19 protein-coding genes, 1 rRNA gene and 1 other RNA gene are annotated in these 23,377 nt (G+C 39.6%); 1 reads left to right on the plus strand and 20 read right to left on the minus strand.

The window, feature by feature from the left end; all coding sequences use genetic code 11:
- Nucleotides 1-12: 12 nt before the first annotated feature.
- From NBH07_RS14020 to NBH07_RS14030, 3 genes are all read right to left on the minus strand, one after another.
- Complete coding sequence (locus tag NBH07_RS14020) at nt 13-483, minus strand: TRAP transporter small permease (protein ID WP_008780863.1); 471 nt, start codon at nt 481-483, stop codon at nt 13-15.
- Nucleotides 467-1,462, minus strand: coding sequence for a TRAP transporter substrate-binding protein (locus tag NBH07_RS14025; protein WP_005855377.1), 996 nt, complete (start codon nt 1,460-1,462; stop codon nt 467-469). The genes NBH07_RS14020 and NBH07_RS14025 overlap by 17 nt, the downstream gene beginning before the upstream one ends.
- A gap of 249 nt (nt 1,463-1,711) precedes the next feature.
- On the minus strand, nt 1,712-2,014 hold the full coding sequence (locus NBH07_RS14030; RefSeq protein ID WP_005865121.1) for a helix-turn-helix transcriptional regulator: 303 nt from the start codon (nt 2,012-2,014) through the stop codon (nt 1,712-1,714).
- Nucleotides 2,015-2,437: 423 nt separating this feature from the next.
- Between NBH07_RS14030 and NBH07_RS14035 the strand changes: the two genes are divergently transcribed.
- Nucleotides 2,438-3,259, plus strand: coding sequence for a M23 family metallopeptidase (locus tag NBH07_RS14035; protein WP_008771615.1), 822 nt, complete (start codon nt 2,438-2,440; stop codon nt 3,257-3,259).
- Between the two features lie 40 nt (nt 3,260-3,299).
- On the opposite strand, the gene ssrA is transcribed toward NBH07_RS14035, so the two are convergent.
- The 17 genes from ssrA to rrf form a co-directional block, all read right to left on the minus strand.
- Nucleotides 3,300-3,699, minus strand: a transfer-messenger RNA (tmRNA) gene (gene ssrA / locus NBH07_RS14040).
- 295 nt (nt 3,700-3,994) lie between these two features.
- Nucleotides 3,995-4,585 carry a hypothetical protein gene (locus NBH07_RS14045; protein ID WP_005859346.1) on the minus strand — a complete coding sequence of 197 codons (591 nt, stop codon included), beginning with the start codon at nt 4,583-4,585 and terminating at the stop codon, nt 3,995-3,997.
- Between the two features lie 194 nt (nt 4,586-4,779).
- On the minus strand, nt 4,780-6,864 hold the full coding sequence (locus tag NBH07_RS14050; protein WP_005859348.1) for an ADP-ribosylglycohydrolase family protein: 2,085 nt from the start codon (nt 6,862-6,864) through the stop codon (nt 4,780-4,782).
- Nucleotides 6,865-7,117: 253 nt separating this feature from the next.
- Nucleotides 7,118-7,681 (minus strand): hypothetical protein, encoded by a 564-nt coding sequence (locus tag NBH07_RS22630; protein ID WP_009017530.1) that lies wholly within the window; start codon nt 7,679-7,681, stop codon nt 7,118-7,120.
- 363 nt (nt 7,682-8,044) lie between these two features.
- Nucleotides 8,045-8,347, minus strand: a complete 303-nt coding sequence (locus NBH07_RS14055) for a hypothetical protein (RefSeq protein WP_009017528.1) — start codon at nt 8,345-8,347, stop codon at nt 8,045-8,047.
- A gap of 154 nt (nt 8,348-8,501) precedes the next feature.
- On the minus strand, nt 8,502-11,390 hold the full coding sequence (locus NBH07_RS14060; RefSeq protein ID WP_009017527.1) for a DEAD/DEAH box helicase family protein: 2,889 nt from the start codon (nt 11,388-11,390) through the stop codon (nt 8,502-8,504).
- A gap of 14 nt (nt 11,391-11,404) precedes the next feature.
- Nucleotides 11,405-13,429, minus strand: coding sequence for a site-specific DNA-methyltransferase (locus NBH07_RS14065; protein WP_009017526.1), 2,025 nt, complete (start codon nt 13,427-13,429; stop codon nt 11,405-11,407).
- Nucleotides 13,430-13,492: 63 nt separating this feature from the next.
- Nucleotides 13,493-14,317: a hypothetical protein gene (locus NBH07_RS14070; RefSeq protein WP_227805054.1), complete on the minus strand. Its 825-nt coding sequence runs from the start codon at nt 14,315-14,317 to the stop codon at nt 13,493-13,495.
- A 641-nt stretch (nt 14,318-14,958) separates the two neighbouring features.
- Complete coding sequence (locus tag NBH07_RS14075; protein WP_009017524.1) at nt 14,959-15,300, minus strand: HepT-like ribonuclease domain-containing protein; 342 nt, start codon at nt 15,298-15,300, stop codon at nt 14,959-14,961.
- Nucleotides 15,284-15,580 carry a nucleotidyltransferase family protein gene (locus NBH07_RS14080; protein ID WP_005865085.1) on the minus strand — a complete coding sequence of 99 codons (297 nt, stop codon included), beginning with the start codon at nt 15,578-15,580 and terminating at the stop codon, nt 15,284-15,286. The genes NBH07_RS14075 and NBH07_RS14080 overlap by 17 nt, the downstream gene beginning before the upstream one ends.
- A 260-nt stretch (nt 15,581-15,840) precedes the next feature.
- Nucleotides 15,841-16,857 carry a hypothetical protein gene (locus NBH07_RS14085; RefSeq protein WP_005865083.1) on the minus strand — a complete coding sequence of 339 codons (1,017 nt, stop codon included), beginning with the start codon at nt 16,855-16,857 and terminating at the stop codon, nt 15,841-15,843.
- The gene (locus NBH07_RS14090) at nt 16,854-17,150 is read right to left on the minus strand and encodes a helix-turn-helix transcriptional regulator (RefSeq protein ID WP_005865081.1); all 297 of its coding nucleotides are present in this window, start codon (nt 17,148-17,150) and stop codon (nt 16,854-16,856) included. The genes NBH07_RS14085 and NBH07_RS14090 overlap by 4 nt, the downstream gene beginning before the upstream one ends.
- A gap of 177 nt (nt 17,151-17,327) precedes the next feature.
- Nucleotides 17,328-18,188, minus strand: coding sequence for a hypothetical protein (locus NBH07_RS14095; RefSeq protein ID WP_009017523.1), 861 nt, complete (start codon nt 18,186-18,188; stop codon nt 17,328-17,330).
- A 45-nt stretch (nt 18,189-18,233) separates the two neighbouring features.
- The gene (locus NBH07_RS14100) at nt 18,234-19,403 is read right to left on the minus strand and encodes a site-specific integrase (protein WP_009276233.1); all 1,170 of its coding nucleotides are present in this window, start codon (nt 19,401-19,403) and stop codon (nt 18,234-18,236) included.
- Nucleotides 19,404-19,717: 314 nt separating this feature from the next.
- Nucleotides 19,718-22,030: a beta-glucosidase BglX gene (gene bglX, locus NBH07_RS14105; protein ID WP_008780861.1), complete on the minus strand. Its 2,313-nt coding sequence runs from the start codon at nt 22,028-22,030 to the stop codon at nt 19,718-19,720.
- A 206-nt stretch (nt 22,031-22,236) separates the two neighbouring features.
- Complete coding sequence (locus NBH07_RS14110; RefSeq protein WP_005865072.1) at nt 22,237-23,118, minus strand: alpha/beta hydrolase; 882 nt, start codon at nt 23,116-23,118, stop codon at nt 22,237-22,239.
- A 137-nt stretch (nt 23,119-23,255) separates the two neighbouring features.
- A 5S ribosomal RNA gene (rrf, locus tag NBH07_RS14115) occupies nt 23,256-23,366 on the minus strand.
- Nucleotides 23,367-23,377: the final 11 nt, after the last annotated feature.

Here is a 23,377-nt window from a genome sequence, read left to right on the forward strand (position 1 = left end):
ATCATCAGTCTTTTAAGAATTAGAGGAACGAAATAAGGCGATCGCGTTATCTATCGCATAATAAGCGGTAAGCAATCCCCCTAGCGGCAATGCCAAATACACATATCCTAAATTAATCTCTAAGGAAGCCGAAGTAACTCCCAAATGAAAACGAGTGTATACCAGCCAAGCCCCTCCTACGATCAATACAAATACAGCGAATAAAAATACGATCAAGAAGATAAACAATCGCAAGAGCTTTCTGCGGGAAGGACGCATATGTTGAAGCAATAAATCGATCGCTAGATGCTCATTTTTACCGGATACATAAGCGGCCCCCAACAATCCCACCCAGATCAATAAATATCCGGCCAATTCATCCGTCACGGAACTCGGGGAAACCAGAATATACCGGCTTAATACCTGCCATAGCACATCCACGACCAAGAAAGCCATCAAGAAAATCAACGATAGCTCCAATCCTTTATCAATTATCTTTCTCATGGGTATTCTGTATTTGATCGATTAAATCATGAAAAACCGGATCATTCTTAAACCGCTCGATCATCGGGGCGGCGGCATCCATAAACGGCTGCTTATCCGGGTAAATAATTTCCACTCCGTGCGCTTCCATCTCCTCTAGCGATTGCTTCTCTTGCTCCGCCCAAAGTTTCCGTTGATAAATAGCGGCGGCGTCAGCGGCCTGTCGCAGCCAATTACGTTCTTGTTCCGTCAGCTTCTGCCAAGTAGCCAAGCTAATGATGATCACGTCCGGACACATCGTGTGCTCATTGACTGAATAGTATTTTACCACCTCATGATGGAACGCTGTTGTCACGGAAGGCGTATTATTCTCGGCTCCATCCACGACATTACTTTGTAAGGCCGTATACAATTCACCCCAATCCACGGGAGTAGCCGAACCACCGAATGTCTTCATCATCTCCACGGCTATCGGGCTCTTTTGCACACGGATCTTCAGTCCTTTCAGATCCTCGGGAGTACGAATCTGCTTGTTTACCGTATAAAAGCTACGGGCCCCCGAGTCAAAATAAGCGAGTCCCCTAAACCAATAAGGTTCCGTTGATCCCAATATCTGTTTACCTACCGAACCATCCAACACCTCGAAAAACTGCTCACGGGAACGGAATAGATAAGGTATGCCAAATACCTTAAACGGATCGGCAAATCCTTCCAACGCGGCGGAGGAAACTTTCGTGATATCGAGACTTCCTATTTGAAGCAACTCTATACATTGATTTTCGGATCCCAATTGAGCGGAAGAATAAATGTCCATGCTCATCTTTCCTCCGGACAACTCTTTCAGACGCTCGTTCATATAGAGCAATCCTAAATGGACGGAATGGCTGGGGGGCAATCCGTGTGCCAGTTTCAGCACCCTTACTTCCTTTACTCCTTCCTTACAGGAGAAGGAGAAAGATACGCACATCAGGAATAGCAGGGCGGTCTTTAGAACTTTCATATTAGAAATGTTAACAATTCGTTGTTTATCGACAAATATAAAGGAAATAATCGAATTGTGCACGTACACAGAAGAAAAAAGTGGCCGCTTTCTTCCTGCCTATATTCACATACGGAACAAGAAGAGCACGGCCTTGATTTAACCTATTTCTCTAATGTTATGATGAAACATCGAGACGGTCAAATGTAGAAACAATCAAAGTGACCGGTCTTATATCGACCGTGATCTTATTTCACGAAAGCGTGAAACTTATTCACGCCTTTTCTCTAACAGCCATTTACGGATCTCCTCTATATCTTCCTTGTCCGCTTCTATAGTGATTGAATATCGCCGGGGTTCGTCCGCTAAATACACCTCCCGCAAGAAATCATAGGCTAAGACTTCCGATATACGCAGTAACAAATCCACATCAATACTGCTTCGCTTAAATATCTTATAAATATTGGTACGTTCATAATGAAGCGCATGGGCAAAATCGGAAACCGAAAGTCCCCGCTCTTCCATTTTCTCCTTTATTAACGAACCGATATGTATCTCCTTTTGTTCTTTCATATACAAAAGCCGTTTTTAAGGTAATCTTATCTCATAAATAAACCCACATCTGAGAAAAGGTGTGTTACACTTTACCTTAAACCCGTCAAACTGCGGCACGACCAAATGCCTTGTACACAACAGAAATAAGGCAAAGGAACACACCAAATACAGGTGTATTCGCATTGTCTATTTCTCTGTGTACTTTAAATTGGTCGTTTTCAGTTTAGAGAAATACCAGCAAATACAATATCGTCATCCTCTCTGACCAAAGAGACAAACTAGTCCCCTCAATCATCGTATAATATCTCCATTTTACCTTTACAAAGGTAGGCAAATTCAACTATCAGAAAAAACACAAAGAATAAAAAGAAGTATAAACATATCGGAAATATAGGCCATTGAAAGAGGCTTTTTTATACTTTTGTGGTAAAACAATATCTAATGGCATCTAAAATACACAATGGAATACTCATTCTTACGCTAATTTTATTTGCGTCTTGCCGTACGCAAAAGCCTGCTCCACGCCCGGCCCCTCCCGAAACTGTGGATTTCCCTACGGCAAATATTCCTCTTCCCGTCGTGGATTTCAATTTCATGTTGCCGGAAGCTCCGGAGCTAGCGGTTTGTCATTCTCCTAGAAAAGATATCACGGAAGCCTTTACGCCCCGTGATAAAAGCCAGATAGCGATCAAGGACCCCAAGCTATTCGATGAGAATAACACGGAAATTATTGATTTATCCTTAATCCCCGCCGGGGAATACGCATTTCCCCTTCCAAATGGAAACGTGATCTCTCCTTACGGGGGAAGGAGAAGACATCATTCCGGAGTAGATATCAAAACTTGTGCCAACGATACGATCGTGTCTGCTTTCGATGGTATTGTCAGGATGGCGAAACCATTCGCCGCCTATGGCAACGTTATCGTTGTTCGCCATTATAATGGACTGGAAACGATCTATAGCCACAACTCCAAGAACTTGGTTAAACCCGGAGATCGTGTTCTCGCCGGACAACCGATCGCCTTAACCGGACGTACTGGCAGGGCTACTACCGAGCATTTACATTTTGAGACTCGTATAAACGGAGTTCATTTCAATCCGAATATCGTCTTCAACATGGCTAAAAGGAAATTACGTTCAAAATGTCTGGTTTGTACCCAGAAAGGTAATAACGTAATCGTCAAATCGGTTGATATATTACCCCATCAAAAGGCTGGTCCATACGTACCGCCACCTCCTTATAAATGGGTTTACAATGAATGAAAAAAGGTCTTACGGACAATCCGTAAGACCTTTTTTCATTCCGTGGAGATGGAGAGATTCGAACTCTCGTCCAAACGAGGAATTAATTTGCTTTCTACATGTTTATCTTCGCCTTCATTGTCGGGGAAGAGCAAGACCGAAGCCACCCACTCATCCCTTATCCTCTAAAGTTTCGCCTGAGACCCGAGGCTTATCTCAAACTATCTCCGATATTGCTGCACCACCTGATCGGAACGCTTCGGAGCCACAGCATCCGGGTGATGTCACGTCCCCGCAACTTTTGCAGGGATTAAGCTTGAATCTACTATACTTCGATTAAGCAGCGAGAGCGTAATTATTTTCGCCAGTTAATTGTTCGTTGTCTGAGATTTAAGTGCAAGCCAACCACGCACTACATGCTTACAAACCACTTCTACCCGCTGTCAAAACCGGTCATCCCCATGGTTTTATAACTGATTAAAAATCAAAAGAAAGCGAACACATTTTCCGTTATAGGTAACAAACTGGTAACAAAATCAAAGAACTTCATTCTTCAAATGATCGCTTTCTTTGGTACAAAGATACAAATTATTCTCAATAATACAAAAGACACACATAAATCAACATATGATGCTAAGCGATTACGTAACTATAGCCTATACAATCAAACACCAAAAGAAAAACAAAGGGGGGTAAAGGACTCTCGCCGCCGTCCACAGGTACAAGGCCTCCCCCTAACAATCGAACCCCAGTTATCTACCACGCTCCATATTCTATGCATGCCGTACCCTTCTGGGGATCTATACGCATTGTGAAGAAGGTTCCATCTTCCGAAATCTCATTAAAGTAAAAACTACCGTCCTCCGACATGCTCCAATGAGCCGGGGGATTCGTCTTCATCCACCAATAGAATCTCTCCGTTTCACGACCCGGTTCAAACTTAATATCTATCCGATCAATATAGTCCAAAGTGAACGACTTTTTTCCATAGGTGCGATCTATAACCTCGTACGCTGGCAATCCTACACCTACCTTGTATGAGATCTCCATACGGCTCCCATACGGCTTATTGACGATATCTGATACAAACGAGCAAACATATATTAAGCTAATAAGAGAGATAGGGGATAACAGCGCATAAGAACACCTTCTCCAACTCGCCCGCCGCCATTTCCGCTCAATCCACACGTACAAAGGCGGACAACATCCCCATGAGACCCAAGTAGCCAACCAAAGGCAAAAAGACTTAAATGTCCATCGCTCCGGCCTTGCCCAAAATAGAAGGATTATGAAAGCCAGTAACCCACCACCCCAAACTATCACACTAACTAATAAAAAAAACATCATAACGCCTCAAATTAAGAACTACTATTTTACCTTATTCATACTCCTTCTTTATAATTATCATAATCTCGTATCCAATCCAATTCTTTTGCACTCGAAGGTTCTGTATAAAATAGATCTATAACACTTACATTTCTATTTAGGGCAGCTATCCCTTATAATTAAATCACATGGTCATATAAAGTTCCATTTCTTTCCTATGGAGTTGTTGTTCGCATTGCCAACATGATACATTCCCCAACAAGTGCTATTTCCGCTAGTAAATAATGTCGAGTATTGTTCCACATCACACTATGTCCTGCAATTTCCGCCGTACGTAAGAAATTATTACGTACTCTCACGTCATTGAAATATGTTGCTGCCCCCACAGCGAATGCTGTTCCGGATGGACTGAGGTTGAACAGTACCGGGCCTGCATCAATGTCAAATCCCAACCAACACGAATAATCATGATATTCCCGTATACCAGACAATAAACCTGATTGCAAAAAATGGGATTTGAGCCTATGATATTGCTCTCTTGCAAATACTGAATCTATCTGCGTGAGGTATAGACAGTTTAATGCGGAATACGAGCCTTTCACCGGGGCGGCTTTAAACGGTATGCCATCCTCACTCAAAAATGAGACAAGTAGGCCTGTTTCTTTGTCAAGCCATTCAGATTTAGCCTTTCGTACCCATTTACGTACCGTAGAAATATATTTTCCCTTGTTTAATTTCGAGTAATTATTCAGTGCGACAATCGCAACAAGCATATCAGGGACATATATACATTCGCTTGGATATGTTGGTAAGTTTAGACTTTTACTTCGAAGAAGCCGACGATTCATAGTTCCGCAAAGATCATCAAACAAGTTATTATATTTATCATTTCCTCCGGCCATCTTATACTCGCTTATCATCCACGCAAGATGACTGATATATGAAATATGACTCCTGTCACCATCCAATGTTTCCAGAGGATCCTCGCCCCAACGCTCAGCATCATATTTTCTCAACTCAAAGGAAAGTACCATCTCAATAAGATTATCTATGTTCTCTAGATTCTCTGTTTTTGTTTCGGGATAAAGTTTCGACATATTGAATAAGGCTGCCGCCAGCATTGAACAAGAATACAACGCCCACTCACCTTGAAATTGTGTTCCAATTCCTTCTGGCATTTCACACAACAACGCACGTGGTGAAGTTACTACACGATCGATCAGGAAATCCCGACGTTGAATGAGTTCCCCCTTCTCATCCTCCCATGTACCATTATCAGTACACGACCAGTAAACCCATAATATTTTGACCAATATAAATGCAACCATCACCACTGCGATTTTAATTGATTTGTGTATCAAATCAATATTGTCTCGTATAATATCTACATATTTCTCAGGCTCAACCGTTTCACGCTTGGGTTGCAAGCACGAACAGGGCAAACTAATCTTATTTTGCCATTCATTGTCAAGATAATCCTCAAAACGGATGACGACCTTCAACAGATCATCGGATAAACGTTTCTGGCACTCTTTAATAATGTATTCAGGAATTGGATAAACACAAGCCGCTATTGCGCCAGCTATAGCACCTTGCGTATCAGCGTCACCACCGAGTGACACGGCATTTCTTATCGCATCTTCATAACTATCGGCTTCTAAAAATGCGATGATAGCCTCAGGCACGCTACCTTGGCAAGATACATCAAATTCATATCGGGGCCGAATCTCATTCAATGTACGGTTCATGTTATATTCGAACTGATTGGTAACAAAATCTCTTATGTGTACTTTTAATTCGTCTATTTCCCCAGTCCAATGTAGCGCAATGAATATACTTGCAGCTACAGCCTGCGCTCCCTTTATAGCTTCCGGATGATTGTGTGATACTGCGGCTGTTTGTTTCGCTAAGCGCAAGCATTCATCCAAAGTCTTAGCAACAAGACCTACCGCACTAACACGCATAGCGGAACCATTCCCCCATGAGTTATAGGGGGTTGGATCATTACATAACCAATTACAGAAAAGGCCACCGTAGCCAACAGCCGGATAACGGTTGCCAAATTCACACATAGTGTCTACAAGCGTGTATTCTGAGCGGGTGACATCCTCCATTAGCCATCGTGCGATAGCTAATGTCATCACCGTATCGTCTGTAAAACAGGCACCATACGGAAACAACTCGAAGTCTTTGCTCTTGACAGAACGAAACTCATACATCGAACCTATAATATCACCAGCAATCGCTCCATAGATAGTTCTGTAAGTATTTTTCATCATGGCTAACTTCTCTCTATACATAAATTCTTTAACACAAAGATTGCAAAAAAACTCGATTTATCATCGGTAACTTGTTTCATTTTCGACCTACCACCAAGGATCTTGTATGGCGAAAATCATTCCGACTCCAATTATCGAAGTCCCTCCATATCACATATATGCCTTATTCTCTCTAGGATCTATATCCATAAAGAAGTAAATTCCATCATCTAATTCTCATCGAATGGGAAATCACCATCTTCCGATATACTCCAATGAGCCGGGGGATTCGTCTTCATCCTTTGTTGGAACTCTCCGTTTCACAACCCGAATCAAACCAAATGTCAACCTCATCCGTATCCCCATTTCGGCCATGAGAATTTACAATCTTGTATGCTGCCCCTATCCCTACCTTGCTTGAAAGATCTCTTCGGTTATAGAAAGGCTTATTGACGCACTTACATACCAATGAACAGATATATACTAAGTAAATAAGAGAGATTAGAGATAACAGCGTATCAATCCCTGTCCAGTCTCTATTAATAGCATTGAGATCTATTATCAGGCTATTAAGGCTATGGATGAAGCGATGCGGATCGAACGTACAGGCATCCACCAAGAAAAGAAAAGAGACTGGGGATAACAGCACAAATAGCACCCTTCTTAGACTAGCCTGCCGCCACTTCCGCTCAATCCACACGTACAATGGTGGAAAACAACACCACGAGACCAAAGAAACCAACCAAAGACAAAAAGACTTAAATGTCCATCGCTCCGGCCTTGTCTTGAATGCAAGGATCATAAAAAACGATAATTCAAAGATAATCAAACTTATACAAGCTAACACCAAAAACACCATAACGCCTCAAATTAGGAACAACTTATTTAATACCATAGTACACACTATCGAATAGAAGATCAAAAACCTCGTTTTTACCATATTCACGACCTTACTCCTTTCTTTTAATTAGTGTTATCTCGTATTCAGACCGTTTCTTTTGCCCTCTAAGGCACGATATAGGACAGATCTATAATACCCTTTATCAGTTGTCACCCCTTATTCACAAGGAATAGGCTTATGTTTCATATCCTCATCGCCAAGCACCACAATAGAAAACGGGGCTGGTGTCCCCGCCGCCGCCTTCCGCATCCACTCGCAGCCTCCTCCTTTGGTGCCGCCCCGATCCACGCCAAATAAAGCCATTCGTACCCCAAATACCCCCTAAAGATCATCCTTGAATATAGTAGGATTCAATTCAACCGGGGATCTCCACTCTATTCGATAGTCCTCCCATAAAAAACGTTTCATCACTTGCCAATACTCGAAACATGAGACCGGGGTACGAAACCAGCTACCAGAATCAAATTTTTTATCAGAGAAGTAAGATCGTAGCTTTTCCTCCAACTCCGTCTCTATAGACAAATAGGCCTCAGATTCCTCAACCGGATCATGTATTAAACCCGTAATCCGAGGTTTACAATCCCAGCTACAAGAAGCACGATCAAAGCATTTACTTGTTTTCATACCAAACTAATATCCGTTATCAACTCTTTTTCTTCACCTGTTTTTATTACCACAAAATAAGTACAAATCCTCCGATTTACCTCGGCCTTATGTTACCACCCCCAATCCAATAATATAAGGCCATATACTAAAATCATGATATCTCCAACTCCCTTCAAAACAAATTACCTGTTGCCACACTCTCTGAGACCTTATTCAAATTGCAGATTTCAATAAGCGTGGCACCGTTCCGTTTTAGACTATAAAAATCATTTTCACTTAACAATATATAAAGCCACTGTCGGTTCATTCTATATTGGGCTCTCAGTTGATTAATCTTATTACACCATTCAAGAGTTGCCAATTGTTTTTGTCGGACATTTTTGTCGAAAATCTTGTCTTGCCCTTTCGTTTCTATAATATAGATGTGTTGTGATGTACATACCATAAAGTCCGGATGATAGGTGGCCAATAGACCGTCCTGCCGGATATAATGGATTGATGCGAAGCTATGTTGATTCTCATTTATTTTGATAAAGCAGTTCACTTCCGAGTCGGCATCCAAAAATTCAAGGAAAGCTTTCTCGAAACCTCCTTTATTGGAAGGGTAGCCCACTTTTTCATAGATAATCTTTTCCAAATCAAGTGAAAAACTTTCTCGTATACGTAGTGTAGGTATGGAAGAAAAATAAATCTTCTCAACTATTGCATCTGTTATATCTATCTGTTCTTGCATATAATAGATCGCCTTACTGATCTCTCTTACAATATGCTGGGTCGCGACTCCCTCATTGTGTAGTAAAATCTTCCAATTATAATTCTCGAACGGATTGAATGAACGTGAAAATAACTTGGTTCGGATATATCGGTCGATGACCCGTATGATTTCTTGCTGATTAATTTGCAATGTAGGTAGTTCCTTAGGCTTGCTCCTTCCTACCTTGTCGAAGCGTGTTGTGACGATGCGTAATACCTTTTGCAAGTATTCATTGTAACTTTGTGCATTGCATAAGTCTGCGTTTACCTCATATTTGCCGAATTGAGTACCGACTAAGACGTCATGCGAGATAAAGGATTCACCGGGTTTCGCCAAAATTTCTTTTAGTTGTTCATACGAAAAGTCTGTAAAAGGTGCGAGTCTGTTTATATCTATTTCTGAAGGATGTATCTCCTCCTCTTGCTCTTTGATAATAAGAGGCCAGAATAAATCATAGTCTTGATAATTGTCTTTTAACCCTACCTTTATAATATCACCGGTTACATTGGAGCCATCCGGCAAATCACCTTCGTCTATACCGGCAAGCTCTTCGTTCATCAAATCATTGTAGAAATCAAGAAAGGCCGGATGTTCAATGATGGAAAGCATATCGATATAAGATTTAGGTGCTTTCTTTTTAACCAATACTTGCAATCGGTTTTCCCTTTTTTCTTCTGAATATTCAGGCTCTCTCCACATCAAACGAAGACCACGCCCTACGGTTTGTTCCAACAAAATAGCGGATTGCGTAGATCGTAACGGTACGATGACACATATATTGTTGACATCGAAACCTTCCCGAAGCATCAACACGGAGACGATGACTTTGGGTGATTCATATTTATCGATATTGAACAATCGTTCTTTGACTTGCATCCAATCTTTTTCTTTTACTTCGCCTTTAGCGTTGCTGTCAATACGGAGAACATCCTTTTCGGCTAATCCCTCTTCTTTTAGGAATGATTCGACAAACGGGGTGACATTGGTATCCTCACAAATCACCATCATCTTCGGTCGTTTCTTAGAATCCAGCTTGATAAAACCTTCTTCAAGGATTTGTAATTTTCGTAATCCGGCACGAAGCATTAAACGTTGTCCGTCGCTCAATCCAATCACTTTTTTTCGTTCATCACGTAAAGCGTTATAATCCAGATTGGCAAGATCTGTCAATTCTTGTCGGCGATCCAACAACAAGGTCTTAACCAATCCGCTTTTCATCGCTTGGCTTAAATCAAAGTCGGATATAATATGCGGGAAATAACATTTCATCTTTTTCTTCCCGGAACCGACCGTATCGTAGGGTGTAGCTGAGAAGTCGATTTGGATGAAGTGACCTCCTTTGTTGTGGGCAATCTTATTCAATCCTTTTTGCCATTCAACCTCTTCTATTTCTCCTTGCTTTTTATTCTCATGGATATGATGGGCTTCGTCATTGATTACCATTAAGTCCGATAGTTCGGATAGATAGTCCAATTCGCTTCCTCGTAGATATTTCCTATCCAGTGCCTCTAAGACATTACCACCACTCAGCCCTGGTGTAATAGGCAATAAATCTCTTATAATAGAGGGAGCGGAATCTGAGTCCATATTCTCTTTCTCTTCATCAGACAAGAACAGATGCCAGTTGGTTAAGGCGATCAGTCCGTTTCCGGTTATTTTTCGTCCGATTCCCTCTTCTTTGGTGACAACATTGTTTTGTATAAAAGAGAATACTTCGTCCCGATAAGCCGGAGGTATAAAAAGGTCTTTATGCAAATAAAGGTCATTCGTGAAAGGATCTCTTTCCGTGCAGTTCTCTTTCAGGCGTCCACAATAGGCATCCTTTAGCCGATCATAAACAATCAGGCCAGGAGCTACGATCAGGAAGTTTTGGGTGTAGCGTCCGCTTCGTTCTTCTTGTTCTTCATGTCGTGCGTTAAGGAGTTGCCATAAAAGTAAAGCGTGCATGACCCATGTCTTACCTGTTCCGGTTGCCATCTTTACGGCATATTTGGGAATACGATATTTTTCTTTAGCCAAATCACTTAGATTACATTCGGCTAATAGATCCGGCGCAACTTGCCGGTATATTTCTTCTACGGTTGTCACTTGTAAAACTTCATGCAGATAAATGATGTTTAGAATACTTTGTTTTTGTCCTTCATGAAAGTTCTTGGAGCGTTCTTCCGTATAAGGCCCCATGAACCAAAACTTCAGCAAATCTTGTGTTACCGGGGTAACGGCATCTAATAAACTGCCGTTTTCAAAGGCTGTTTTGACTTGTTCCGTTAACCGGCTTGCCAATTCCAAGGATATATCGTTTCTCATGTTGTGTGTCGTTTTTAAGAATGAATAGTCTCTGTTACCATGCTCTCAAAGCCGAATACATCGACCGCTTTCACGCAAACCGTCCGTTCTGCTTTTCGAGGAGTGATTAATGTAGCTGTATAGATACAATGAAGTGGATCGCTATCATTGTCCGTGTTTTCCCGATAGTCTTGCCATTGGCTGCGGAATGTGATGCCGTCGTAATCCGGATCGATGCTCCAATACTCGATCAAAGCAAGCGGATCTTTCTCCAATACCTGTTGCAATTTGGCTTTATCTTTATCATCCAACGGGATATTGTCGGGTGAAAGAAGCACATAATTATCCAATTCGATTGTTAGTTTGTCCTGTTCACCGTAATGCGGTTCTGTCTGAATAGGTTTTACCAATAGATATTGATAACTGCTGAAACGGACAGAGCCTTCCCTTATCAGTTTGTCATATCCTTTCTTGGAGAGTTTGTCCAACAGGTCTGGTGGAATCACCAAGACCTCAACATCCTCCTTGTATTGTTGGATAGCCGCAGAAATGTCAAAAGCAAAGTTCCAAGCTAATACGACCACCTTGTTCCATCCACCTCCCAACAGGTTCTTTTTGGCTTCGTATGCTCGGCGGATTGTGGCGGCTCCGGTTACTTTATTAGGACTATCTACCAGTACCAAAGTCCGTCCGTTCTTGATATATCCCCAGTTCCGATCATTCAGCTGTTCTTGGGTGAAAGGGATGGCACCATACAGTTGCATGATGATCTGGCTCAAATCTCCAATACGTTTGTATTGTTTATTGTTTTGGAAAGCCTCTTTTTGATAATCGCCGATAGCTTGATAAAGGAATGGTTTTACCTCTTGGTCGATAAAGCGTTTACGCATCACCAAGGTTGCCGGTTTGCCAATATCCGTAGTAATCCAACGACGGCCTAAACGTTCGGCAACGGCAGCGGTTGTTCCACTTCCACCGAAGAAGTCGCAAACGAGATCACCTTCGTCGCTGCTGGCTTTGATGATGCGTTCGAGAAGTTTTTCGGGTTTTTGGGTGGCGTATACTAAACCTCTTTCATGATTGATGTCTGTCCAAATATCAGTACAGCGAAGTCCGTCTGTTTTTTGATATAGTTTGCGTTTAGGACATTTTCCCTTTTCAACTATTAATTCTCCTGATTCAATCCACTTTAAGGCTGTTTCTTTGGGCATTCGATATCCATTTGTCGGAATATTTTCTCCATATCCTAAATCGTATATGTATCCACCTCCACCTGGATTATCAATAGGAACAAATCTGTAAGTCCCTTTTTCATCTTCATAACGATACGCATTTTTGTTTTTTTCTGAATACTCTTGAAATATATCATTCCATACTTGAATACCTTGTATTTTGTTATAAAAGAAAATAGTATCGTGAGATTTTATATATTTCTTATTTTTATTTGATGTATCTCCAACTGCACTTTTCCAAATAATTTCATTTTTAAAATTCTCTTTACCCAATACATCATCCATTATAACTTTTAAATACGCCCCTATATGCCAATCAATATGCACATAAATACTTCCTTTCTCCGAAAGCAACTCCCGCATCAACACCAACCTTGGATAAAGCATCTTTAAATAAGAAACCGTCCCATCCTGCCATGTATCCGAATAAGCAAATTGCTCAATTACCGTAGGCTTTTGCTCAATATCAACACCCGGCAAATTAATCTTTGTCCGATAATCCGCTTTGCTATCAAAAGGAGGATCAATGTAAATCAAATCCACCTTTCCCCGAAGCGAAGGTAATCCGGTCGTTTCATCTCCAGCTAACAGAGCTTGCATCACCAATAAGTTATCTCCATAGATGAGGCGATTCATCCATTCTTTGTTTATCACTTGTTCGTTTTTTCCTTTCCATAATCCGGAAGTGTCTTTGGCGGGAAGAACCAATTCATTTGTTTGTAATCCGATATGGGTGTTGCTGCTCAAACGTTCTAAGATACGTTGCGCTTCTTGTCTTCCTTCTTTTACGATTTTAGGAAGTTCTTCTATAAGGGATATTGTTGGCATAATTGAATATTGTAATTTGATGTTCGACAATGTTATATGTATTACAGGGGACTAGTGTTCCCCTTATTTGTTTTTTTTGCGAAGTAATTTTATGAAAAAGTCCTTATATATTTCTGCTTCATAATCGCTCATTATGTATGACTCTGTTATATTTAAATACGGGCTTTTTCTTTTTAATAGTTTTATTAGCAATGAAGTTTCAATGTTCAATATATTTGATATTTGAGATAGACTCTTATTGTATAGAATACTTATTTTTGATTTTCTTAATCCTCCAAATCTGAATCTTCTGTTTGACATTTGTTTTGCAATTGGCATTATAATATCATGTAATTTTTTATGCCAATAATGGAAATTCACATGAGATATATTACCTAGATAATAGGGTTTATCTTTCAAACTATAAGTTTCTATCTTATTATTGTTAATATAAAATTTGTTTTTTATTCCATTTCGTGTTGTATATATATATCTTATATCATTTTTAATTATTTGAATTTGATTTTCAAACTCATTTTCAGATAATAATAAAAATACATAAGTGGCGGTATAATTATCTGGCGATTCTAATACTCCAAAATATATTTTTTTACGTTTTAGCACATAAAATTTGGTATTACGAGTATTGTACGAGTACGAAAAAGGATCATAGGTAAAATTTTCATCCCATGTTTGATTATATTCAGAAATAGATACTCTTTCAAGGTAAGTTATGGTCGCTTCTCTTATGGGAAGGAGACTTAAATCTTCTCTATCTTTTTTAGGGTGAGCATTCTTTAAATCGTTTTGTGTTATCATGATGGAGATTGAATATTTGTCTTCCTGCTCCCCTATGGAAAGATTAACAAACAAAAAAGCGTGGGAACCGTACCTTGTCACTCGTTCCACGCTCTAAAGGCTCTCGCATTGCCCTATCTGTCGAAACGAGCAACGCCGAAAGCCCCACGCCGATGTGAATATATATGATACACCCAGTTCCCTTATGGATACACCAATGGCTACACAAGGTACAATGAGGGCTATATAATACACCCTTGAGGACATCCACCGTTGCTTTGTTTTTGACAGATAGTTGAGAATTTGCGAGATTCTTAGAACGTCAAAACCAAAGCGTAAAGTAAACGCCTTTTCTAATTTATGTCAGTTCCCGCACCACCCTGATCGGCGTGGTGCTATTGAGAACTATACAAAAATACAATTTAATTGAACAAATAGGTAACGTTTTCAGGAAAAATTTTAATATTGTTTATGCCTCCAATGATAATTTTATCACAGCCATTCACGGCGCATTTTAGAAAAAGACAAAACTCAGAAACAGAATTATATAACCTAAAACGGACTTAAAAACATCAACAGATACTATCAATAGTTATCTACCTAAGAGCATTAGATAGGTACTTTATTGATAGTGATCGCATTAAAAATGAGAGAGGCGAAAGATACCACCTCCTCGGAAATATCCCCCACCTCTCTAAATTTATTTGATATACCCCCCAATAAAGGGTTATTTTCTAAAACAATACATTGAGTTATTTACAGAGCAACCGTTCTATCTTATCCTTAAGCGGAAATAAATCTGTTTGAATGGTTCCCCACACAATCTCATCCCGAATCTGATAATACCCATGCACTAACACATGGCGCATGCCTATGACCTCATTCCATGCGATCTCTTGATGTTCCTCCCGAAATTCCTTTGTAATCAAATAAGCAGCCTCCCCTACAATCTCCAAATTCTTGATGACAGCAAAACGCAATATCTTGTTTCTGGAATACTCCTCAAAAGTCACATCTGTCGTGAACTCAATGATATTATTTATCGCCTCCAGCATATGCCGTAGACGTGTATTATCTTTAGGCTTCTCTCTCATATACCAATATTTTATCCCGATCTACAGAAGAAACGGCGAAATCCTTCAATTGTCCTTCCTCCACCAAATCAACCTTACGATGCAACAATTGGCTTAGAGCTTCCACCATACCCGCATACTTGAATAATGTAATACGAGCGTGGGAGTCAAAACGAACTAGAATATCAATATCACTATCTTTCGTCTCCTCTCCACGTGAACAGGAACCAAACACCCATGCTTTCTCTATTGGTTGCAAAGAGAAAAAGCCTCTTAGCTTATTAATTATCTGTTGTTTCATCTTTTAGTGATTACCTCACGCAAATATAACGAACATTTTCTAAATTCCGTTTTATCGTGATTCTTTTTTGGAAAATCATTTACAGAACAATATCCTCTAAAAACAAAAGAAGCGAGAGATACCACCTCCCCGGAAATATCCCCCACCTCTCTAAATTTATTTGACAGATCCCCGACAAGGGTATTATTTCCTACATTTTATTAGGAAAAAACTAAGCCTAAATACGTTGTAAGCCTCAAATATGGGCAAAACAATGATATTTAATCAAATCTCTTTAACTTCAAAAATGACCTGAATTTCACATCAAATTCTTCTATCTCTGGGCCAACGTCTTTTCCTTGAGAAGAGAAACAACACTTCTTGATCTTTTCTATAATAGACTTGCAGGCTCTTTGCGCTAATTCTCCATCACGTACACGAGCCTTAAATCCAGACCTCAACGGATCAAATCCATTACGATTAACATAATCACATAAGGCACAATCTTTCAAAATCTTTATCCCATTTATCTTATCAAGCGGTAAAGACTCTTTACTCACCTTGACTTTGGAATAACAAGATAAGAACCGATCCAGCAAATCATTCCAAAAGCTAGGATCATATAACATTGACGCAGTAACCGATCCCCCAAAGCACCTCCTAACTTTCTTTATCCGAAACTCGCATCGAGCTATATTCTTATTATTACTCCCCTGTTCCTTTCCTTTATCGTAAAACAAAAGTTCTTTCTCTGCTGTTTGAAACGTAATTCCTGTAGAATATGAATGACACCTAAAATAAGGTAAATCTAACATCCGATTGAAATATTCTATTGGAGACCGCTGTAACTCCAAATCCATTGCTAAATCCAGTCTAGTCACAATGACCTTATCCATAGGGATGTTTAAATCCTCTCCTATCCTCTCAATGGCTTTCCGTACGTCCTCTAAAGGGAAATCGTGCATGTTGATACCGTAGTAATATTTACATAAGCTACAAGCATTGATTTTTAGAATATGAGTATTTACATACACATTATACCCCTTATATTTCCCACGTACATAAGGGAGGCCATCATTACCAATACAATCACTTCTATTCATCAAATATGGCGACACTTCCGCTAACAAATCTATTTCTGGAACATCTTTCTGATTAAGAACAAAGTCAACCGTATCATATAACATATGACCATGTACCATATCATGCAACATACTACTATATTCAGTACATGAATCATGTCCTTTCTCACACCTTGATAGATTGACATAGATTTTAGAAGCTATCTCATCTTTCATACTCTCCCCCTTCCTTTTTTATTCATTACAACATGATTAATGGCGGCTTGCTCTATCTCTTCTACCGAATCAACACGATTTCGTTTAAGCCACTCCTCAATCTCCGAGCGATCAAAATAGACTTGCTTTCCAGATGGTTTGTAATGAGGTATCTGATGACTATATGTAAGCTTGTATATATGACTCTTACTTAAGCCAGTAAGAGTTGCTACATCATCAACAGTTAGTACTGTCTTTGTCGCAAGTAGAGTATTACACTCTATTCTTTTTAAGATATTTTTAATCGACTCCATTTTTTTTATTTTTAATTATCATATCTTAATGCTGAATGTAGGTAGATTCAGCATATTCACATATTGTCAATATGTACCTACTCAGTATTGACACAACAAAGATCATATTAAAAAACAACTAAAAAGGGTGATAATAAAAAGTATCACCCAAAATCACCTACTATCACCTAAAGAGTGTCACTTCTCTTTTAACCAACATGCAAATTTTTTTTCTATATTTTCAATATCATCTTCCTTACTGACAGCAGTAGTTAAGCTTCTATAGTTCAAAAATTTATCACCATATAAAAATATTTCACTTGCCTTTTTCCACCTATTTCGCTCTGACTTCCAAAACACATCTATAAGAACATGCAATTCCTTCAATGAAGCTAACCATTCAATATAAAAGTGCTCAGGCACATTATCGATATTCCCAAATAAATAAAGAAACGTATCTAAACTTGTATTACTATTAATATAATTTTCCTCTTTCAAATGAAGCCAGATAGCTTTTAATTTATCATCGTCATATTTTTTCGTAAACCGACTTTTGCAATTTTCCAAATATCTATCAATCTTCCCCGAAATTAAATCATTAAAATACCGCATGCTTTCTACTATATCTAAATCTAATTTTTTATCGGTTGAATCATCCCATCTGGCAGCCCCCGTTGTAGCATATCCTTCTTCTCTTTCTTTTATATAACCAGTATCAAATGCTATTTTTAATCGTGTGCTTGTTACTTCCATCACTTCCACGATTGCTTTCTTCAATAATAGAGCTCTTTTATATAACAAAGTATTAGCATTCATTCCTCTAACCTTTCTACAAGAGATATCATATTGATATAACAAATCATCAAGAATAAGAGAAATGTATATCCATCTATCTTTTGGTGTCATACCAGATAACAAGATAATAGTTTCCAATTTTCGACCTTCACTATAAATACTTCTCTCTAATTTATTTAGTGTTATTAACTCATTAATAGGATCACCTGATAATGAGTTATTCATGCTTATAATATTTTCAAATGGTCTTTCTTGTATACCCATATCGTATGATTAGTTTAAGATACTTATTATTCTATTTACTAAGGATCAATCAAATACGCCGTCTTGCTTATGAACAGCAGCCTTTTTATTTGCGTCAATAACTTTTGCATAAATTTGAGTTGTACTAATCTTAGTATGTCCTAATAGCTTACTAACTGTTTCTATCGGTACACCTAAACTAAGATTCAATGTTGCTGCTGTATGCCGAGCCACATGGAAAGTGACATTCTTTGTTATACCAGCCAAGGTACACCAATGTTTTAGTTTCCGGTTTGAATTATCATTTTTAGGCAATTTAAAAATTTTCTCATCACCAGAGCCAATTCTTTCCGGTAGCCATTTCAAAGCTTCTTTACTTATAGGAAAGTCCTCACAACGTTTCGTCTTAGTCACACGAATCCGAAGGATAATGGCACCTTCATTATCTTCATACAAATCATTCCAGACCAACTTCTTCACATCACTGTAACGAAGCCCAACTAAACAGCAAAAGATAAAAGCGCATTTCAACATATCATCTTCACATGGTGTATTCATCAACCTCTTTATTTCCTCAATCGTTAAAAATTCCCTTTGCCCATCCTCCGGCTTAGGTTTATCCGTGTTATCTATCTTATCAAGAGGATTAATCGCCATTATATCAGCTTGCATCGCTTTACGAATTACCCAAGCAAATTTTTTGTATAGATTATGTTGAGTATTCTGTGAAAGAACTTCATATTTTGATTTCTTTTCACTATTCTCATAGTTAAAATTCATTGCAGTACGAAGATAAGCAATGAACCCTTTAACAAACTCTGTATTTACCTTTGTAAAGGTGATTTTATCACCAGCATAAGCCTCTAAATGCTTAGCAAGTGAATGAAGCGTATAATAATAACTTCGCTTGTTACCCGATTTTGCTAGTTGTTCATCTGCCAAGTGTAAGACAAATTGAATAAGATTCATCTTTGATCTGGTAGTATTTGTTTTAAAGCCATGTTCGTTATTTTGCAACTCTACGATCCGTTTAGCCTTGATCGCATTAGCTAACTCTAACGTTTTACGGTTCGCTTCCTTATCTGCTTTTGATTTTTCCGGAATAAGATAGAGTTTGAGAAACTCGTACACACGATCACCGTCTTTGTATAGATCCAGGTAGATCGATTCATTCCCGTTAGCCAGTTTCTTTGTACGAATACGTACCGGCTCTTTAACTTTGACTTGCTTTGCCATATCGTTACTTTATTTGTTACCCACCGTAAAGATAAGTAACATTTCCGTTCACGGGTAACAAACGAGTAACAAAAGTAACAAAAAAAAGAGCTAAACAAAGGAAAACACGTTGTTCCTGTTTAGCTCTCATATTACTTATAAAACACTAATATTTAGTATTTTATTTAGCTTTTGCTTTACTCTTATTTTCTTTGATTTTTCGGATAGGTCTTTCAAAACCGGTCATCCCCATGGTTTTGTAATATTTCTTTTGGCAAAGATACATATAATTTCGAATTTAGCAAAGCCCCATAACTGATTCCTTACGATTAGGATTATTTTAATGTAAACGAAGCTGTTTTCACCTCTTTACTATTTCCACCGATCATTACCTGAAACTCACCCGGCTCAGCGACATAATCTAAGGTTGAATCGTAGAATTTCAACATATCCACATCAATATCAAAGGTTACTTTCTTGCTTTCTCCCGCTTTTAACGCAACTCGCTTGAATCCTTTCAATTCTTGGACCGGAGGGGTTATGCTGCGTACGATATCACGTAAATAAAGCTGTACGATTTCCTCTCCATCCTGAGCCCCGGTATTGGTAACAATCACGGATGCTTGAATTTTTCCATTTGCATCCATAGAATTCGTATTCAAAGATACATCGCCATACGTATAAGTCGTATAACTCAAACCGTAACCAAATGGATAAAGAGGCTCATTCAACACATCTATATAATTGGAGACATAACGAGTGTACCAAGCATCGGGAGACATAGGACGTCCTGTCATCTTATGATTGTAATAGATCGGACATTGGCCTGTTACACGAGGAAAAGACATGGTTAACTTCCCCGTCGGAGAAACCTTTCCGGTCAAGACATCGGCAATAGCCGCTCCTGCTTCCGTACCACCGAACCATACGTTCAAGATCGCATTCACCTGCTTTTCCTCGGATTGTAATGCCAAAGGTCTTCCGGTAAAAAGTACCATTACGATCGGCTTTCCTGTCTTTTGGATAGCATCCAGTAATTTTTTCTGCGTTTGCGGCATTTCAAGGATGGCTCTACTAGCGCCTTCTCCACTCATATCTATCGATTCACCCAAAGCAGCGATAATCACATCAGCGCCTTCCGCCACTTTTAGGGCCTCGGCGATTAATTGTTCATCGCTTCTATCATCCCGGGTTGAACGATTTTGATCCGTAAAGTTTGCTTCATAGACGGAATCATCGACTAGATTGCTGCCTTTTGCAAAAACAACCTCTACTCCATTTCCCAAAGATTCCTGTAAATCCTCTACCAATCCATGATAAGATTTAGTCTGCTCATCATATTTCCACGATCCAGCCATATTCGCCTTGCTATCCGCTAAAGGACCGACCACAGCGACCTTACGACATCCTTTAAGTGGAAGCAGATTATTATCATTTTTAAGTAACACGAAAGACTCCGCCGCAATACGACGGGCCGCGGATACGTTATTTACCGACAAGAACTCTTTGGCGGCTCTTTTCGGATTACAATATTTATATGGATCATGGAACAATCCCAATTGGTATTTTGAGATTAGTATTCTCCGGCAAGCAGAGTCAATCTCAGCCTCTGTTATTTTCCCTTCTTCCAATGATTTCTTTAATACGGCATGATAACAGTCCGCTATCATATCCATATCGACACCCGCCTTTAGCGCCTTGACTCCGACTTCCTGACTATTACCTATTCCATGGTTTACCATCTCCGCTATTGCCGTAAAATCAGACACGACAAAGCCGTTAAATCCCCATTGTTTACGCAACACGTCATTAAGAAGCCAAGTATTTCCGGTCGCGGGGATACTTTCAAATTCGTTGAATGAAGTCATGATACTTCCTACTCCTGCTTCTACAGCAGCCTGATAAGGACGCATGTAATAATTCATGGCAGTCACACGGCTCATATCTACCGTATTATAATCCCGACCAGCCTCGGCCGCTCCATAAAGCGCATAATGCTTTACACATGCCATAAGAGTCGTATCAGCCGATAAATCATTGCCTTGATAACCACGCACCCATGCTTGAGCCATTATACCTCCAAGAAACGGATCCTCGCCCGCTCCTTCCTTTACCCGTCCCCACCGGGCATCATGAGATATATCGACCATCGGGCTATATGTCCAACAGATACCATCAGCACCAACTTCCTTTGCGGAAATTCGAGCGACCTCTTCTATATTCTCCGGTTTCCAACTACACGAAAGACCTAGAGGAATGGGAAAAACAGTTTTATAACCATTACAAATATCAGCGCCAACAATTATAGGAATCCCCAACCGACTTTCTTTAACCGCGACTTCTTGTAACTGCCGGATCGCATCGACACCGAATATATTAAATATACCACCAACCTCTCCTCGTACAATACGACTGGCTATCTCACTCTTTTTAGGATTTGGCATTACGTTTCCATAACTAGGAAGATTCAATTGGCCAATTTTCTCATCAACGGTCATTCGACTCATCAGACCATTTATAAATTCATCCGCACTTTTCTGTTCAATCTCAGCTCTTGTGATTCTCTCACTTTTTTCTCTCGCTATCGAACAAACAGGCACTATACATGCCATTGAAATAAATAAAACTGAACTTTTAAGGAATTTCATAACTTAGCTTTTTTACTTCAAAAAAAGCCCGAATAACAGAAAACAGCAATAAACTCACTACTTCAAAGATACGATATGCTATAGAACACGCTTTCCTAGACTACGCTTTTACTACGTTTACCATCAATAATAAACTAGTAATAAATAAATTGCGCAATCGATTTTAGAATCTACTCCGCAAGTCTCCAGAAAAGATATCTGGAGTTCTATTCGATTAGACCGATCTCACGAAACCAATCTTCAGCCCGATCCGGCCATTCATTTACAGACGCTCCCGTATCTCGTAACCCGTATCCATGGCCACCTTGACTATATAAATGCATCCATGCCGGAACACCAGCTTCCTTTAAGGCATAATAATAGAAAATACTACTGTTAATATAAGATTTATCATCTTCCGCTTGAATTAACATGGTTGGAGGTGTGGCAGATGAAACCTTTAACTCTGGTGCCAATTGGAAGTTCTCTCCATCTAAATAAGCAGGATAAACCAATAAACAATAATCCGGACGACAACTTACTTTATCCGTAGCATCAATAGCCGGATAAGTACGTTTCAAAAAATTATTGCTAACCATGGCAGCCAAATGGCCACCAGCCGAGAATCCCATCACACCGATCCGCTTTGGATCTATATTCAAGTTCTCAGCGTTCGCTCGAACATAACCAATCGCACGCTGTACATCTTGCAAAGGAGCTTCGTGTTTTTCCAGTCCTTCTCGTCTTGGAACCCGGTATTTAAGTAAGACCGCAGTTATTCCAAGATTATTAAGCCATTCACAGACTTCATCACCTTCCAAATCATAAGCTAAAATATTGTAACCACCACCGGGACAGACAATCATAGCGGCACCCGAGGCCACTTCATCCGGAGCATGATATATAGTAATCGTTGGCTCACTTACATTCGTAATACGCAAAACACTCTCACCACCGGTTTTTCCACCGTCCGTATCAGCTTTCTCTATTAATTTAATAGTTTCTCCCGGCGCCCCTTTTGGGAATAATAAAATCGGATTTTCTTGTGCCATAGACGTATTGATTAAACAAACCCCAATCAATAAAGGGAATATCCACTTCTTAACCATACAACACATTATTAAGTTATAGGGAGCGAATATATACATCTTATTTTATTTATCCAATCAGAATCGAATAAATAAAAACAGAAAAAGGAGTCACCCCTTACGGACTGACTCCTCTCCATCGGCTGTCGCCTTTCTCAAGACGGCGGCTACCTACTCTTCCACTGTTACGCAGTACCATCGGCGTGACGAGGCTTAACTTCTCTGTTCGGAATGGGAAGAGGTGGATCCCTCGTGCTATAGCCACCTTAATATCATTATC

The organism is Parabacteroides sp. B2-S-102 (assembly GCF_023656665.1).
GTDB lineage: Bacteria > Bacteroidota > Bacteroidia > Bacteroidales > Tannerellaceae > Parabacteroides > Parabacteroides distasonis.